General features: G+C 61.4%; 17 protein-coding genes. 7 read left to right on the plus strand and 10 right to left on the minus strand.

Features of this window, described 5'->3' with window-relative positions; genetic code table 11:
* The first annotated feature begins 93 nt into the window (after window positions 1-93).
* Window positions 94-1905, plus strand: coding sequence for a cation:proton antiporter (locus ACZYR5_RS16805; RefSeq protein ID WP_489090219.1), 1812 nt, complete (start codon window positions 94-96; stop codon window positions 1903-1905).
* Window positions 1906-1963: 58 nt separating this feature from the next.
* Here ACZYR5_RS16805 and rplS read toward each other — a convergent pair whose 3' ends face one another.
* The 5 genes from rplS to ffh form a co-directional block, all read right to left on the minus strand.
* Complete coding sequence (rplS, locus tag ACZYR5_RS16810) at window positions 1964-2314, minus strand: 50S ribosomal protein L19 (protein WP_027619121.1); 351 nt, start codon at window positions 2312-2314, stop codon at window positions 1964-1966.
* A gap of 45 nt (window positions 2315-2359) precedes the next feature.
* Window positions 2360-3112 carry a tRNA (guanosine(37)-N1)-methyltransferase TrmD gene (gene trmD / locus ACZYR5_RS16815; RefSeq protein WP_489090220.1) on the minus strand — a complete coding sequence of 251 codons (753 nt, stop codon included), beginning with the start codon at window positions 3110-3112 and terminating at the stop codon, window positions 2360-2362.
* 2 nt (window positions 3113-3114) lie between these two features.
* Window positions 3115-3651, minus strand: coding sequence for a ribosome maturation factor RimM (gene rimM, locus ACZYR5_RS16820; RefSeq protein WP_489090221.1), 537 nt, complete (start codon window positions 3649-3651; stop codon window positions 3115-3117).
* A 5-nt stretch (window positions 3652-3656) separates the two neighbouring features.
* Window positions 3657-3908: a 30S ribosomal protein S16 gene (gene rpsP / locus ACZYR5_RS16825; protein ID WP_489090222.1), complete on the minus strand. Its 252-nt coding sequence runs from the start codon at window positions 3906-3908 to the stop codon at window positions 3657-3659.
* Between the two features lie 250 nt (window positions 3909-4158).
* Entirely contained in the window at window positions 4159-5535 is a 1377-nt protein-coding gene (gene ffh / locus ACZYR5_RS16830; RefSeq protein ID WP_489090223.1) for a signal recognition particle protein, read from the minus strand.
* Window positions 5536-5743: 208 nt separating this feature from the next.
* Between ffh and ACZYR5_RS16835 the strand changes: the two genes are divergently transcribed.
* The 3 genes from ACZYR5_RS16835 (at window position 5744) to ACZYR5_RS16845 (ending at window position 9347) form a co-directional block, all read left to right on the plus strand.
* Window positions 5744-6556, plus strand: coding sequence for a cytochrome C assembly family protein (locus ACZYR5_RS16835; protein WP_489090224.1), 813 nt, complete (start codon window positions 5744-5746; stop codon window positions 6554-6556).
* 12 nt (window positions 6557-6568) lie between these two features.
* A complete protein-coding gene (locus ACZYR5_RS16840) occupies window positions 6569-7810 on the plus strand; it encodes a transporter associated domain-containing protein (RefSeq protein ID WP_489090225.1) in 1242 nt (413 codons plus the stop codon).
* 220 nt (window positions 7811-8030) lie between these two features.
* Window positions 8031-9347: an MFS transporter gene (locus ACZYR5_RS16845; RefSeq protein WP_105755131.1), complete on the plus strand. Its 1317-nt coding sequence runs from the start codon at window positions 8031-8033 to the stop codon at window positions 9345-9347.
* A gap of 120 nt (window positions 9348-9467) precedes the next feature.
* On the opposite strand, the gene purT is transcribed toward ACZYR5_RS16845, so the two are convergent.
* The 5 genes from purT to ACZYR5_RS16870 form a co-directional block, all read right to left on the minus strand.
* Window positions 9468-10649, minus strand: coding sequence for a formate-dependent phosphoribosylglycinamide formyltransferase (gene purT, locus ACZYR5_RS16850; RefSeq protein ID WP_489090226.1), 1182 nt, complete (start codon window positions 10647-10649; stop codon window positions 9468-9470).
* A 100-nt stretch (window positions 10650-10749) separates the two neighbouring features.
* Window positions 10750-11217: a VUT family protein gene (locus tag ACZYR5_RS16855; protein WP_027619129.1), complete on the minus strand. Its 468-nt coding sequence runs from the start codon at window positions 11215-11217 to the stop codon at window positions 10750-10752.
* 159 nt (window positions 11218-11376) lie between these two features.
* Window positions 11377-11589 (minus strand): DUF1289 domain-containing protein, encoded by a 213-nt coding sequence (locus ACZYR5_RS16860; RefSeq protein ID WP_489090227.1) that lies wholly within the window; start codon window positions 11587-11589, stop codon window positions 11377-11379.
* Window positions 11586-12110: a gamma carbonic anhydrase family protein gene (locus ACZYR5_RS16865; RefSeq protein ID WP_489090228.1), complete on the minus strand. Its 525-nt coding sequence runs from the start codon at window positions 12108-12110 to the stop codon at window positions 11586-11588. The genes ACZYR5_RS16860 and ACZYR5_RS16865 overlap by 4 nt, the downstream gene beginning before the upstream one ends.
* A 56-nt stretch (window positions 12111-12166) precedes the next feature.
* Window positions 12167-12766, minus strand: coding sequence for a CoA pyrophosphatase (locus tag ACZYR5_RS16870; protein WP_489090229.1), 600 nt, complete (start codon window positions 12764-12766; stop codon window positions 12167-12169).
* Between the two features lie 148 nt (window positions 12767-12914).
* On the opposite strand from ACZYR5_RS16870, the gene ACZYR5_RS16875 reads away from it, so the two are divergent.
* The 3 genes from ACZYR5_RS16875 (at window position 12915) to ACZYR5_RS16885 (ending at window position 15068) form a co-directional block, all read left to right on the plus strand.
* Window positions 12915-13466, plus strand: coding sequence for an NUDIX hydrolase (locus tag ACZYR5_RS16875; protein WP_489090230.1), 552 nt, complete (start codon window positions 12915-12917; stop codon window positions 13464-13466).
* Between the two features lie 40 nt (window positions 13467-13506).
* Window positions 13507-14010 carry a L,D-transpeptidase family protein gene (locus ACZYR5_RS16880; protein WP_489090231.1) on the plus strand — a complete coding sequence of 168 codons (504 nt, stop codon included), beginning with the start codon at window positions 13507-13509 and terminating at the stop codon, window positions 14008-14010.
* 326 nt (window positions 14011-14336) lie between these two features.
* Window positions 14337-15068, plus strand: coding sequence for a GntR family transcriptional regulator (locus ACZYR5_RS16885; protein ID WP_489090232.1), 732 nt, complete (start codon window positions 14337-14339; stop codon window positions 15066-15068).
* Window positions 15069-15082: the final 14 nt, after the last annotated feature.

Consider the following 15082-nt stretch of genomic DNA (forward strand, 5'->3'; position numbering starts at 1 on the left):
CGCAGGCCAGGCACTGCGTGCAAAAAAATAGTGAACGGTAAAGATGCCCGCTAGTCTTTCATAGCTGGCCATTTCAAGGAACAGGGAGCCTCAATGAACGAGCAGCAAATCCTCTTGGCCTTCGGTGGCATCGGTGCGGCAGCCATAGGCTGCCAATGGTTGGCCTGGCGCCTGAAACTGCCGGCGATTCTGTTTCTGCTGTTGGCCGGCATCGTCATGGGCCCGGTCATCGGCTGGCTCGACCCCGAAGAAATGTTCGGTCCGCTGCTGATGCCCCTGGTGTCACTGGCGGTGGCGTTGATTCTGTTCGAAGGCAGCCTGACCCTGCACCTCTCGCAATGGCGGGAGATCGGCAGTGTGGTACGGCGCCTGGTGACCATCGGCGCCCTCTCCACCTGGCTGGTGATCGCCGTCGCCACCCACTGGCTGCTGGGTTTCGACTGGCTGCTGGCAATCCTGTTCGGCACTCTGACCCTGGTCACCGGACCTACCGTCATCGTACCGATGCTGCGGGTGGTACGCCCCAAGGCCTCGATCGCCAACATCCTGCGCTGGGAAGGCATCGTCATCGACCCGATCGGCGCGTTGCTGGCAGTGGTGGTCTACAGCTTCATCATCGCCAGCGCCGATGGGAACGGCCTGAAGGACAGCCTGCTGACCTTCGCCGGGGTGATCGTCTGCGGCAGCCTGTTCGGCATCGGTGGCGGCCATGCCCTCGGCAGCCTGATTCGCCGGCAGTGGTTGCCGGAATACCTGCACAACCTGGCATCGCTGGCGGCGGTCCTGGGGGTGTTCATCGCAGCCAACGAGACGATTCATGAGTCGGGTTTGCTGGCCGTGACCCTGATGGGCATGTGGCTGGCCAACATGAAAGGCGTGGATGTGCGGCATATCCTGCACTTCAAGGAAAACCTCAGCGTACTGCTGATCTCCGGCCTGTTCATTTTGCTCGCGGCGCGCCTGGACCTGGACGCCATGCTCGCCTTGGGGCCCGTGGTCCTGCTGTTGTTGCTGGTGATTCAGTTCATCGCCCGACCGCTGAACGTAATGCTGTCGACGGCCGGGTCGAACCTGAACTGGCGCGAGCGCGCGTTGCTGGCCTGGATCGCGCCCCGGGGCATCGTTGCCGCCGCGGTGTCGGCGATCTTTGCGATTCGCCTGCACGAGGCCGGCCATCAAGGCGCGCTGCTGCTGGTGCCCCTGACCTTTGCCGTGATCATCGGCACCGTGGTCCTGCAAAGCGCCACCGCTCGGCCGCTGGCGCGCCTGTTGAAAGTGGCCGAGCCGGCGCCCAGCGGCTTTCTGATCGTCGGTGCCAATGGCCCGGCGCGCGCCTTGGGCAAGTCCTTGCAACAGCTGGACAGCCGCGTGCTGCTGACGGATTCGAGCTGGGAAAACATTCGCGCGGCGCGCATGGAGGGGCTACCCACCTACTTCGGCAATCCGGCCTCGCAACACGCCGATGCACACCTGGACCTGGTGGGGCTCGGTCACCTGCTGACCCTGTCACCCTCGGGCGAGTTGAACACTCTGGCGACCATGCGTTTTCGCCATGAGTTCGGCCATCAGCGGATGTACTCCCTGGCCAGCGGCCAGGAAAGCCGGCGCACCGACAAACACCGGGCCAGCCTCGAACACCGTGGACAACTGCTCGGTAGCCAGGCACTGACCTACACCAAGCTGACCAGCCTGCTGGGCCAGGGCGCCGAACTCTACACCACGCACCTGACGGACGGCTTTGACTGGGACGATTACCAGGCCTTGCACGGCGAGCGGGCGACGCTGTTGTTCGCTCGCGACAGCAGCGGCTGGGTCTATGTGGTGACACCCGATAGCGCACTCAAGCCCGGCCCGGGATGGACCCTGGTGGCGCTGATCCAGGCGCAACCCCATGGCGATGGATAAATCGCAGGCAACAAAAAAGCAGCCCGTAGGCTGCTTTTTTCTGCATCGGAAGCTGGACTTAAGCCAGTTTTTCCTTGATGCGAGCTGCTTTACCCGACAGGTCGCGCAGGTAGTACAGCTTGGCTTTACGCACGTCACCGCGACGCTTGACAGCCATGCTTTCGATTTGCGGGCTGTAGGTCTGGAAAGTACGCTCTACGCCAACACCGTTGGAGATTTTACGAACAGTGAAAGCACTGTTCACGCCACGGTTACGCTTGGCGATTACTACGCCTTCGAACGCTTGCAGACGCGCGCGGTCGCCTTCCTTCACTTTCACCTGAACGACAATGGTGTCGCCCGGGGCAAAGGTAGGGATCTCTTTGGTCATCTGCTCTGCTTCGAGTGCAAGGATGATTTTGTTAGTCATGCTGTGCTCCTAAGGTAAATCGTCGGATCTACCATCGATACGTTGTTAACTATCGTCCCGCTCGCGGATGTATTCCTCGAGCAGCTTCTTCTCTTCTCCAGAAAGCGAGCGGCTTTCCAGAAGATCGGCGCGTCGTTCATAGGTCCGACCAAGGGACTGCTGTAAACGCCAACGCCGGATGTGTGCGTGGTTGCCACTCAGCAACACGTCGGGAACACGCTGATCCGCATACACCTCCGGTCGGGTGTAGTGCGGGCAATCCAGCAGACCGTCCGTAAAGGAATCTTCCTCGGCGGAGTCCGCATGCCCTAAAGCTCCAGGCAGCAGTCGCGTAACCGCGTCAATCAGGACCATGGCCGGCAGCTCACCGCCAGACAGTACATAGTCGCCAATCGACCACTCTTCATCGACATGAGCATCAATAAATCGCTCGTCAATGCCTTCATAGCGGCCGGCAATCAGGATCAATGATTCCTCATTCGCCAACTCGCGTACCGCCGACTGAGTCAGTTGACGGCCTTGGGGCGACAGATAAATTACCTTCGCCGCCTCCCCGGCTGCTGCCTTGGCCTGAACCAGTGCATCTTCCAGGGGCTTGATCTTCATCACCATGCCCGGGCCACCGCCAAATGGGCGATCGTCCACAGTGTGATGTCGATCCGTCGTGTAGTCTCGCGGATTCCAACAGGTCAGCTGCAACAGCCCCTGTTTCACCGCACGACTGGTGATGCCGTAGTCGCTGATGGCGGAAAACATCTCGGGAAACAAACTGATCACTTCTACGCGCAAGTTAGCCACGCTTAGAAGTCCGCATCCCAATCCACCTTCATCTCGCCCGCTGCCAGGTCGATAGCCAACACGCATTGCTCCGTATAGGGCAACAGGCGCTCGCGATCATCCAGGCTGCCAGCGCAAGGCTTGACCACCATTACATCATTCGAGCCGGTCTCCAGCAGGTGATCGATCTTCCCGAACAGTTGCCCGAGTGTGTCGATGACCTTCAGACCTTCCAGCTGGTACCAGTAGTACTCGCCGTCGGTCAGTTCAGGGAACAGGTTGCGCGGCACGCAGATCTCATAACCGGCCAGAAGACGAGCTTCCTCACGATCATCGAGACCCTTGAGCTTTGCGACCAGGAACTTGTCGTTCCCGCGTCCGCTGACCAGCTCTACCTGCTTGACATCGCCTTCGCGCTTGAGCGTCCAGGATTTGTAGTTGAGCAGGTTCTTGATCGGATCAGTAAAGGAATACACCTTCACTTCGCCGCGAACGCCGTGAACAGAATAAATTTTGCCGATAACGATCAAATCATCAGCAATGTCTGGCGTCGCGTTCATATTGCTCAGGCCGCAGCCTTAGCAGCGTCCTTCAGCAACTGAGCAACGCGCTCAGAAGGTTGTGCACCAACGCTCAGCCAGTAGGCTACGCGCTCTTGGTTCACGGACAGACGAGTTTCCTGGCCACGAGCAACAGGGTTGAAGAAACCAACCTGTTCCTTGTGCGAACCGTCGCGCGGGTTGCGGCTGTCGGTTACGGTCAGGTGGTAGAACGGGCGCTTTTTGGAGCCGCCAAGGGCAAGACGGATTGTTAGCATGTGAACATAGTTCCTGTAGTCGGTGCTGCAAATCTAAACGCACAGCGGGCATAGGTGCCCGAAAGGCCGCATATTCTAAGGAATATCCGGACTTTTGCAAATGACTTTTTCCGACGCCTGTCGAAGTGCGCTGCAGATTTGCTATAAGAGCCGCTGCGAACAACGGCGAGTCAGTGCCTGCCAAGGCAGGTCACTGTAGTCCCCACATCCCTGTGGGAGACACGCCGGCATCACTGCCGGCGCGAATTCTTTACATTTTAGGCATGCCGCCGCCGGGCAACATTCCGCCCATGCCGCGCATCATCTTGGCCATCCCGCCCTTGGCGGAGAATTTCTTCATCATCTTCTGCATCTGCTTGTGCTGCTTGATCAAGCGACCGATGTCCTGCACCTGGGTGCCCGAACCCATGGCGATCCGACGCTTGCGCGAACCGCTGATCAGCTCGGGGTCGCGGCGCTCGGCCGGGGTCATGGAATTGATGATGGCTTCCATCTGCTTGAATTGTTTCTCTGCCGCACCCTGGGCGTTGCCCATCTGCGCCAGATTGACGCCGCCGATGTTCGGCAGCTTGTCCATGAGCCCGCCGAGGCCGCCCATGTTCTTCATTTGTTGCAGCTGATCGCGGAAGTCTTCGAGGTCGAAGCCTTTGCCTTTCTTCAGCTTCTTCGCCAGCTTGTCGGCCTTGTCCTTGTCGAGGGTCTGTTCGGCCTGCTCGATCAGGCTGAGCACGTCGCCCATGCCGAGGATGCGCGAAGCGATACGCTCCGGGTGGAACAGCTCCAGGGCTTCGGTCTTCTCGCCCATACCGATGAACTTGATCGGCTTGCCGGTGATGGAACGCACCGACAGCGCGGCACCGCCACGGGCATCACCGTCGACCTTGGTCAGGATCACACCGGTCAGCGGCAGTGCATCGCCAAAGGCCTTGGCCGTGTTGGCGGCGTCCTGGCCGGTCATGGCGTCGACCACGAACAGGGTTTCGACCGGCTTGACCGCAGCGTGCAGGGCCTTGATCTCGCCCATCATCTCTTCGTCGATGTGCAGGCGACCGGCGGTATCGACGATGACCACGTCGATGAACTTCAGCTTGGCTTCTTTAATAGCCGCTTCGGCGATGGCAACCGGCTTCTGGCTCAGGTCGGACGGGAAGAACGTCACGCCGATGTCGTTGGCCAGGGTTTCCAGCTGCTTGATTGCCGCCGGACGGTAGACGTCCGCGGACACCACCATCACCGACTTTTTCTTGCGCTCTTTAAGGAAGCGCGCCAGCTTGCCGGCGGTGGTGGTTTTACCGGCACCCTGCAAGCCTGCCATCAAGACGACGGCCGGCGGTACGGCGCTCAGGTTCAAATCTTCGTTGGCCGCGCCCATCAGGCTTTCGAGTTCGGCCTGGACGATCTTCACGAAGGCCTGGCCCGGTGTCAGGCTGCGCGACACCTCGGTGCCGACGGCGCGCTCCTTGACCGAGTTGACGAAGTCCTTGACCACTGGCAAGGCAACGTCAGCCTCCAGCAACGCCATGCGCACTTCACGCAGGGTGTCTTTGATATTGTCTTCGGTCAGCTTGGCCTTGCCGGTGACATGGCGCAGCGTCTGCGAGAGACGGTCGGTTAAGTTTTCAAACATGCGCGATCCTTTCAGGCCCTAGGGAAGACCGGATAATGGCGGCCCAGACCGTGAAATACAGGTGCTCGGCGAGCCTGCGGCGGGGGCAGGTCGCGGATTATAGCGAAGACTGCGTCTGGCGCACACCCGCCGTCTCGTTGTGCGGTCTTTCATGCGACGAGGGTTGTATGCCAAACTCGTTGTCTTTCGGGCTTGCCTAACAGGACTTATGCTCCCTTTGTCACCCAGTTTGCTCACTACCCTCGCCGCCGCCTGCTTGTACGCCGCTGCGACTCTCTACCAGGGCTCCCGCCTGGCCACAGGCGCCAAGGCGAACAAACGCCTGTTGGTGACGCTCGGCATCCTTGCCGTACTGACCCACAGCGCGAGCCTTTTCGCTCACCTGATGACGCCGATCGGCCTGGGCCTGGACTTTTTCAGCGCCGCCAGCCTGATTGCCGCCGCCGTGATCGCCCTGACCCTGCTGGCCACCTCGCGGATCCCGGTGGAAAACCTGCTGCTATTGCTGTTCCCGCTGGGTATGGCCACAGTCCTGCTGGCGCAGTTCGCGCCGCCCGGGACAGTGCAGGTGATAGACGAAGAACCGGGCATCCTCGCCCATATCCTGCTGTCGATCCTGGCGTACGGGATGTTCACCATCGCGGTGTTCCAGGCGCTGCTATTGCTGGTGCAGGATCACCAACTCAAGCACAAGCACCCGTCCGGGCTGATCAAGAACTTCCCGCCGCTGCAAACCATGGAAAGCCTGCTGTTCGGCTTTCTCTGGGCCGGCTGGACCCTGCTCTCGCTGTCGCTGATCTCCGGCTGGCTGTTCGTCGAAAACCTGTTTGCCCAGCACCTGGTGCACAAGACCCTGCTGGCGTGCCTGGCGTGGATCGTCTTCAGTGTGCTGTTGTGGGGGCGCACGCGCCTCGGCTGGCGCGGCCACAAGGCGATTCGCTGGACCCTCGCCGGTTTCTGCCTGCTGATGCTGGCCTATTTCGGCAGCAAGCTGGTCCGCGAATACATCCTGCACATCTGACGGGCATTCGTTATGGACAACCTGCCCCTGGGGCCATTACTCGCTGTTCTGGCCCTGTTGATCCTCTGGTCCGCCCTGTTCACCGCCATCGAAGCGGCCCAGCAGCACTTGCTGGCCCAGCGCACCGCCTCGCGCTCCAGCGACAAGCCAGTGGCCCGCCTGAGCTTCCCGCTGGCCAGCCTGATTCTGTGCAACACCCTGTGCCGTTCACTGGTAGTGATTATCAGCACCTTGCTGGCAGTGTTCGGCTGGGCTGACAACGGACCATGGCTGGCCTGCCTCGGCGCCACGGCCGCCCTGCTGGTGTTCGCCGACTACCTGCCACGCACCCTCGCCGGCCGCTACCCGGATGCCGTCTTGAGCCTGGGCAATACACTGCTGGCGGTGCCACTTAAGATTCTCTACCCGCTGGCCTGGCTGCTCAGCAGCATCAGCCAGCTGCTGCTCAAGCCTCTGGCGCGCAAACCGAAGATGGTCCAGCAGAGCGACGACGAGCCCGCGCCGGCACAAAACGCCACCGCCGACGGCGAGCACGCCGCCTGCCGCCCGCACGCCCTGCCCGGCATTCATGCGCTGGACAACATTACCGTCAACGACATCCTGGTACCGCGCAGCGAAGTCGACGGGATCAACCTCGATGAGCCGATCGAAGCGATCATCGAGCAGCTGCGGGCCAATCGACGCACACGCCTGCCGGTGTTCCACAGTGACATCAACCAGGTCGAGGCGGTGCTCAACACCCGCCAGATCAGACACATGCTGGCGGACGCCAGCCTGACCAAGGAGGCCTTGCTGGCCGCCTGCCACGAGCCATACTTCGTACCCGAAAGCACCCCACTGCAACTGCAACTGCTGAATTTCCACAAGCAGCAACGTCGTCTGGGGATGGTGGTCGACGAGTACGGCGAAGTCCAAGGCATCGTCACCCTGGAAGATATCCTCGAAGAAATCGTCGGCGAATTCGAAAGCCAGCACAGCCTCGACAACCCGCACATTCACCCGCAGCCCGACGGCCGCCTGGTGATCGACGGCGCGGCCTCGATCCGCGAAGTGAACAAAAGCCTCGGCTGGCACCTGCCCAGCGACGGCCCGAAAACCCTCAACGGCCTGGTGACCGAAGCCCTGGAAACCATTCCAGACTGCCCGGTGTGCCTGAAAATCGGCCGCTATCGCCTGGAAATCCTCGAAACCGAAGACAACCGGGTCAGCCAGGTATTGATCTGGCAGACGGCCTCAACACCGGCCGTGCGCTAAGCCCCTTGTTGAATCGTTAGCCTCCTTTCTATAATCCAGACGCTTACCCAAGCGCCGCCGCAGACCGTGCTACCCGCACTCCGCGTCCTGCGGCAAGATCCGCGACTATCCGGCGCTCGCTCCTACCTTGAGCCTGCGCCGCGCCCCACCCCACATCCCTGGGTGCTTCAAACCATAATAATTCGCTCCTCGCGAGCACATGACTGTCAGGGATAACCGCATGACCACGAGCACCACCTACGGCGCCGATACGCCTGCCCAACCGACGAACTCCGCGACCCGGGTCGCCACCGCGAGCTTCATTGGCACCGCCATCGAGTTCTACGACTTCTACGTCTACGCCACGGCCGCCGCACTGGTGATCGGCCCGGTGTTTTTTCCCCAGACCTCCGGCACGGCGCAGATGCTGTCGGCCTTCCTGACCTTCGGCATCGCCTTCCTCGCCCGGCCACTGGGTTCGGCGCTGTTCGGCCACTTTGGTGACCGTATCGGCCGCAAATCGACGCTGGTCGCCTCGCTATTGCTGATGGGCGTCTGCACCACCCTGATCGGCGTATTGCCAGGCTATGACAGCATCGGTGCCTGGGCGCCGATCCTGCTCTGCGTGCTGCGCTTTGGCCAAGGCCTGGGATTGGGTGGCGAATGGGGTGGTGCAGCCTTGCTCGCCACCGAGAACGCGCCGAAAGGCAAACGCGCCTGGTTCGGCATGTTCCCGCAACTGGGGCCTTCGATTGGTTTCCTGGCGGCCAACGGCCTTTTTCTTACGCTAGCCATGACCCTGGACGACGAACAGTTCCGCTCCTGGGGCTGGCGCATCCCGTTCCTGCTCAGTGCCGCGCTGGTAATGGTCGGCCTGTACGTGCGCCTGAAGCTCCATGAAACCCCGGTCTTCGCCAATGCCGTGGCCCGCCAGGAGCGGGTCAAGATCCCGCTGGTCGAACTGTTCAGCCAGTACTGGGCGCCGATGCTGCTGGGCGCTGCGGCGATGGTGGTGTGCTACGCGCTGTTCTACATCTCGACGGTGTTTTCCCTGAGCTACGGCGTATCGACCCTGGGTTACAGCCGCGAAACCTTCCTCGGCCTGCTGTGCTTCGCCGTGCTGTTCATGGCTGCCGCCACGCCACTGTCGGCCTGGGCCAGCGACCGTTTCGGACGCAAGCCGGTGTTGATCATCGGCGGCGTGCTGGCGGTGTTGTCGGGATTCACCATGGAACCGCTGCTGACCCACGGCAGCACCTGGGGCGTGGCGCTGTTCCTGTGCATCGAGCTGTTTTTGATGGGCGTGACCTTCGCCCCGATGGGCGCGCTGTTGCCGGAACTGTTTCCGACGCACGTGCGCTATACCGGCGCCTCGGCGGCCTACAACCTGGGCGGCATTGTCGGCGCCTCGGCAGCACCCTTCTTCGCCCAGAAACTGGTGGCGATGGGCGGACTGAGTTGGGTGGGCGGGTATGTGTCGGCGGCAGCGGTGCTCAGCCTGATCGCTGTGCTGTGCCTGAAGGAAACGCGTAATAACGATTTGGATCGGGTGGTATGAGGCAACCAGTGTAGGAGCGAGCCTGCTCGCGATGAACGTCAACGATAACACTGGGCGCCTGACACTCCGCAGCGCTCTCAGGTCCATCGCGAGCAAGCTCGCTCCTACAAGGACGCGGCGTTACAGTTCGACAACAACCGCCTGAGCCGCACGGGTCGCCTTGGCCCGTGCCGCTTCGATCGACTCATCGCGAGCCAATGCCACGCCCATGCGGCGCTGGCCGTTGACTTCAGGCTTGCCGAACAGACGCAGCGCGGTGTCTGGCTCAGCCAATGCCGCGCCGAGGTTGGCGAACGCGGTCTGGGTCGATTGCCCTTCCACCAGGATCACTGCCGACGCCGATGGTCCGAACTGACGGATCAGTGGAATCGGCAGGCCGAGGATCGCCCGGGCGTGCAGGGCAAATTGCGACAGGTCCTGCGAAATCAGGGTCACCAGGCCGGTATCGTGCGGGCGTGGCGAGACTTCGCTGAACCACACCTGATCGCCCTTGATGAACAGCTCGACGCCAAACATCCCGCGACCGCCCAGGGCCTCGGTCACCGCCTTGGCCACCCGCTCGGATTCTGCCAGGGCAATCGGACTCATGGCTTGTGGCTGCCAGGATTCCTGGTAGTCGCCCTTCTCCTGACGATGGCCGACCGGCGCACAGAACGTGGTACCGCCGATGTGACGGACGGTCAGCAGGGTGATTTCGTAATCGAAATCGATGAAACCCTCGACGATGACTCGCCCTTTACCGGCACGCCCGCCTTCCTGCGCGTAGTCCCAGGCTTTCTGCACGTCATCGGCGCTGCGCAGCAGGCTCTGGCCCTTGCCCGAAGAACTCATGACGGGCTTGACCACGCACGGGAAGCCGAGGTCGTCGACGGCCTTGCGGTAGTCTTCCACGGTGTCGGCGAAGTGGTACGGCGACGTCGGCAGGTCCAGCTCTTCGGCGGCCAGGCGGCGGATGCCCTCGCGGTTCATGGTCAACTGGGCGGCGCGCGCGGTCGGGATCACAGTGAAGCCTTCGGCTTCCAGCTCGACCAGGGTGGCGGTGGCGATGGCTTCGATTTCCGGCACGATGAAGTGCGGCTTCTCGGCCTCGATCACCGCGCGCAGTGCGGCGCCGTCGAGCATGTTGATCACGTGGCTGCGATGGGCCACCTGCATCGCCGGCGCATCCGCGTAACGGTCCACGGCGATCACTTCAACGCCCAGGCGCTGCAGCTCGATCACCACCTCCTTGCCCAACTCACCACAGCCACACAGCAATACGCGGGTCGCGGTTGGCGACAATGGAGTTCCGATACGAGTCATTTGCAGTTCCTCAAAGGAGCGGATCATCAAGGGACAAGGCGCTGCGCGCAGTTCCCAGGGGAGAAAGCGCGGCATTTTACATGAACCGAGGGCTTTGGCCTCAGCTGGCGAGCGCCTGTTTGCGCAAGCGCCAGGCCATGATCAGCCATACGGCGGTCACGCCGGCGAACTTGGAACCCAGCGCAGTGAGAATCACCCCAGGGGTCAGGGCGTCGATCATGCCGAAGAAGATGAAGGTGTCCAGCGGAATGCTCAGCGCCGAGCTGATCCACAAGCGGTCATGCAGCGGCCGCTTGGTGATGCTGAACACCAGCCAGTCGATGCACTCGGACACCGCGAACGCCGTGGCACTGGCCAGGGCGATGGACGGATCGGAAGTCAGGTAGGACAGCACCAGCGCCACCAGCATGGCAATGATCGCGCCGTGACCGAAGCGGGTCTGCACCATGTCGCGCAGCACAAACACCAGGCCACCCCAGGCCGACCAGATGATGTCCAGGTGCGGGGCGGTGGAAAAGGCGAAGTTGATCAGCACGACGCTGCTGATGTAGGCAATCAGAAAGAGCATGGGACGCGGAGTACCTGGAAATTTGCCGCACAGAATACCGTAGGAGCTGGCTTGGCGGCGATGGAGGTGAACGATAGCGCCCAATACCTGGCACACCGAGGCGGTCTCGGGTGCTTCGCGGGCAAGCCCGCTCCTACAGTGGGTCTGGCAAGCTCGTGCTTACGACTGTTTGGTGCCGATCATCCACACCAGCCCGCTGGCCTTGGCCCGCTCGTGACACAGCCCCAGGACCTGGCGGCGTTCGTCGTTGTCCATGCGGCTCCAGCGGGTGATTTCCGCCACGGTACGCTGGCAACCGGTGCAGATGTCCTGCTCGTCCAGTGCGCAGATGTTCACGCAGGGCGAGGCGACAGGGCGTTCCGAGGCCGTCATTCTTCTTGCTCGACCAGGTCAACCGCATAGCGTTGGGAGCGGTGGACATAATGCGCGGCACTGGCTTCGAGCATTTTGATCTGCGGCTCGGTCAACTCGCGTATGACCTTGCCCGGCGAGCCCATCACCAGCGAGCCATCCGGGATCTGCTTGTTCTCGCCAATCAGCGAGTTGGCGCCGATGATGCAGTTTTTGCCGATTTTCGCCCCGTTGAGGATCACCGCATTGATACCGATCAGGCTGTTATCGCCGACGGTGCAGCCGTGCAGCATGGCGTTATGGCCGATGGTCACGCCGGTGCCGATGGTCAACGGATAACCCATGTCGGTGTGCATCACCGTGCCGTCCTGGACGTTGCTGTTCTTGCCGATCAGGATCAGCTCGTTGTCACCGCGCAATACCGCGTTGAACCAGACGTTGGCGCCCTCTTCCAGCTTGACCTTGCCAATCAGCACCGCGTTGGGTGCGACCCAGCTCTGCGGATGGGTTTCGACGCGGGCGTCGCCCAGACGGTATTTCATCGTTGTTATCCTCATGGCTCAGGCGGCCGTGGGTTCGCGCCTTGGGCACGAGGGCTTCAAATATTGATAAAGCTTTTGGGGGGTTGGTGCAGGCTGATCTTGGCGTCATAGAGCAGATTGATCAACTCGACAATCATGATCGCGGTCAGGCCCCAGATCTTGTACTCACCGTATCGGTAGCTCGGCACATACCAGCTACGCCCCTGATAATCGATGCGGTGCGTATGTTCGCGCGGGTCCTCGCGAAAAAACTCCAACGGCACCGTGAACACGGCGGCGATCTCGGCGTCGTTGGCGCGGTACTCGACAAAGTCCGGAATGACACCGACATAAGGCGTGACCTTGATCCCATGCAGGGAGATCAGCGGGCTCAACGGCCCAATCACTTCCACCAGGCCCGGGGGCAGGCCGATTTCCTCTTCGGCTTCACGCAGGGCGGTGAACACCAGATCGGGGTCTTCTGGGTCGCGGCGACCGCCTGGAAAGGCCACTTCACCGCCATGGGTGGAGAGTCCGCTGGCGCGCAGGGTCAGAACCAGCTCCGGTTCGTCACTGCGAGTGATAGGCACTAACACCGCGGCCTCAGGGAAACGTCTGTCAGTCTCCATGGTACTCGGCGTGTGATTACTTACCCGATGCAGTAGCTCGTCCAGCATGAGTGCTCTCGATCTGTTGGCTACCCCGCATCATGCACCAAACACACAGGCCGCCCAAGCCCCGAACCCGGGCATGTCGCTAAACGACAACTTGCCGACGGACACCGCTGCACGCCAAGATAGGCGCAGCCTTTTCGGAAAACCCAGCATGAATTTTTGCAGCCACTGCGGTAACCCGGTCACTCAACGCATTCCCGAAGGCGATTCGCGCCTGCGGTATGTCTGCGACAAATGTCAGACCATTCACTATCAGAACCCCAATATCGTCGCTGGCTGCATTCCTACCCTCGGTTCCAAGGTACTGCTGTGTCGCCGTGCCATCGAGCCGCGTCGTGGATTCTGGACCTTGCCGGCCGGTTTCATGGAGAACGGTGAGACCATCGAACAGGCGGCGATTCGCGAGACCGCCGAGGAAGCCTGCGCCCGGGTGCGCAACCTGAGCATCTATACCCTGATCGATGTGCCCCACATCAGCCAGGTGCATGTGTTCTTTCGCGCCGAGATGGCCGACGAGCAGTTTTCTGCCGGCGTCGAAAGCCTGGAAGTGCAGCTTTTCGAAGAACAGGACATCCCTTGGTCAGAGCTGGCTTTCCGCACGGTGGGCCGTACCCTAGAATGCTTCTTCGCTGACCGTCGCCAGGGCAATTACCCGGTGCGCAGCGAATCCATTCCTCCGCTTGCTCAGCCGGCGATCACTTAAACAACAAGAAGTACGCCGTACTCACAGGGATATCGTTTCAATGCGCTGGTTGCTCGCGTTCCTTTGCCTGTCGTTCGTTGCTGTCACCCAGGCTTCCACCGTGGAGACCCTGGACGGCAAAACCATCGAAAAAGTCCTGGTGCTCAAATCCGCCCATCAGTTGCAACTGATCAACGATGGCAAGCCGATCAAGACCTACCGCATCTCCCTGGGCAAGAACCCCAGGGGCCAGAAGCTCATGGAAGGCGATCGACGCACGCCTGAAGGCTTCTATTGGCTGGACTGGCGCAAGGTCAGCGACCGTTTCAACCTGGCCATGCACATCTCCTACCCAAACATCAGCGATGCCGCACGCTCGCGCCGCGAAGGCGTGAACCCTGGCGGCATGATCATGATCCACGGCACCCCGGACACCGAGGAAAACCCCGAGGATCTGTTCCACACGCTGGACTGGACCGACGGCTGCATCGCCATGCGCAATGTCGACATGCGCGAAGTCTGGGGCCTGGTCCCGGACGGTACGATGATCGAGATTCGCCCCTGATCTCGTCGCGGCGAGGGCCTTGGCGCCCTCGCCATCCCGACGACCACACGTCGCCCGGCAAAAAAAAACTGAAAAAAAATCCTTCCTGGGCAACCCGCCCTACCGCCATACCACCTGCGCAAGAAAACACCGGAGCAGACAGTCGTCTGATCCGCTCGCAACGCCACCTTTAATACCACTTCAAAGCCAAGGTTGACGCCGCCTCCAGCCCAGCGGGTTTTCGCTTGCCTGCAGCCGGCCAGTGGCGTTGACATGGTATTTAAGTGGTATTAGTTTCGCCCCACAACCGGGCGACAACAATCCTACATCCGCATCGGAAGCAACCTATGAACGACCTCCAGGCCCTACGCCTCGATGACTCTCAGCCTACGCCGCTGTACCTGCAGCTGGCGCGCAATCTGGAAGCGGCGATCCACGCCGGCCACTGGAAAGCCGAACAGGCACTGCCCTCGGAACGCAACCTCAGCGAATTGCTGAACATCTCCCGGGTGACCGCGCGCAAAGCCCTGGAAGTGCTGTTCGAACAGGGTCTGATCCGTCGCAGCCAGGGTTCGGGCACCTTCATTACCCCGCGCCTGGAACAACCGCTGTCGCGCCTCTCCGGTTTCAGCGAAATGCTCCGCCTCAAGGGTTTCGCCCCCAGTTCGCAGTGGCTGCAGCGGGAAATCACCCAGCCGACCCATGAAGAGTTGATTCGCCTGGCCCTGTCGCCCTACGACAAAGTCGCGCGCCTCAAGCGCCTGCGCAAAGCCGACGACACCGTGATGGCCATCGAAATGAGCACCCTGCCCGCCTCGATCATTGCCCAGCCCCAGGCCGTCGGCGACTCGCTCTACCACTACCTCGACGGCATCGGCAAGCCGGTGGTCCGCGCCCTGCAACACATCCAGGCGATCAACGCCTCGGACGAATTCGCCGCACTGGTGGGCATCGCGCCGGGCACCGCCATGCTGCTGATGACCCGGGTCGGCTACCTCGAAGACAACACACCGATCGAAGTCACCGACACCTATTGCCGCAACAATTACTACGACTTCGTCGCCGAACTGCGTCGATAACAGGCCAGAGAACC

The sequence above is a fragment of the Pseudomonas sp. F007 genome (genome assembly GCF_057814275.1).

Coding starts and splice junctions, on each gene's coding strand:
- rimM (WP_489090221.1), bottom strand. CDS start 3,651: ATGAACGCGACGCCAGACATTGCTGATGATTTGATCGTTATCGGCAAA.
- ACZYR5_RS16880 (WP_489090231.1), top strand. CDS start 13,507: ATGCGCTGGTTGCTCGCGTTCCTTTGCCTGTCGTTCGTTGCTGTCACC.
- ACZYR5_RS16885 (WP_489090232.1), top strand. CDS start 14,337: ATGAACGACCTCCAGGCCCTACGCCTCGATGACTCTCAGCCTACGCCG.
- ACZYR5_RS16855 (WP_027619129.1), bottom strand. CDS start 11,217: ATGCTCTTTCTGATTGCCTACATCAGCAGCGTCGTGCTGATCAACTTC.
- ACZYR5_RS16805 (WP_489090219.1), top strand. CDS start 94: ATGAACGAGCAGCAAATCCTCTTGGCCTTCGGTGGCATCGGTGCGGCA.
- ACZYR5_RS16875 (WP_489090230.1), top strand. CDS start 12,915: ATGAATTTTTGCAGCCACTGCGGTAACCCGGTCACTCAACGCATTCCC.
- rpsP (WP_489090222.1), bottom strand. CDS start 3,908: ATGCTAACAATCCGTCTTGCCCTTGGCGGCTCCAAAAAGCGCCCGTTC.
- rplS (WP_027619121.1), bottom strand. CDS start 2,314: ATGACTAACAAAATCATCCTTGCACTCGAAGCAGAGCAGATGACCAAA.
- ACZYR5_RS16865 (WP_489090228.1), bottom strand. CDS start 12,110: ATGAAATACCGTCTGGGCGACGCCCGCGTCGAAACCCATCCGCAGAGC.
- ACZYR5_RS16845 (WP_105755131.1), top strand. CDS start 8,031: ATGACCACGAGCACCACCTACGGCGCCGATACGCCTGCCCAACCGACG.
- purT (WP_489090226.1), bottom strand. CDS start 10,649: ATGACTCGTATCGGAACTCCATTGTCGCCAACCGCGACCCGCGTATTG.
- ACZYR5_RS16840 (WP_489090225.1), top strand. CDS start 6,569: ATGGACAACCTGCCCCTGGGGCCATTACTCGCTGTTCTGGCCCTGTTG.
- ACZYR5_RS16835 (WP_489090224.1), top strand. CDS start 5,744: ATGCTCCCTTTGTCACCCAGTTTGCTCACTACCCTCGCCGCCGCCTGC.
- ffh (WP_489090223.1), bottom strand. CDS start 5,535: ATGTTTGAAAACTTAACCGACCGTCTCTCGCAGACGCTGCGCCATGTC.
- ACZYR5_RS16870 (WP_489090229.1), bottom strand. CDS start 12,766: ATGCTGGACGAGCTACTGCATCGGGTAAGTAATCACACGCCGAGTACC.
- ACZYR5_RS16860 (WP_489090227.1), bottom strand. CDS start 11,589: ATGACGGCCTCGGAACGCCCTGTCGCCTCGCCCTGCGTGAACATCTGC.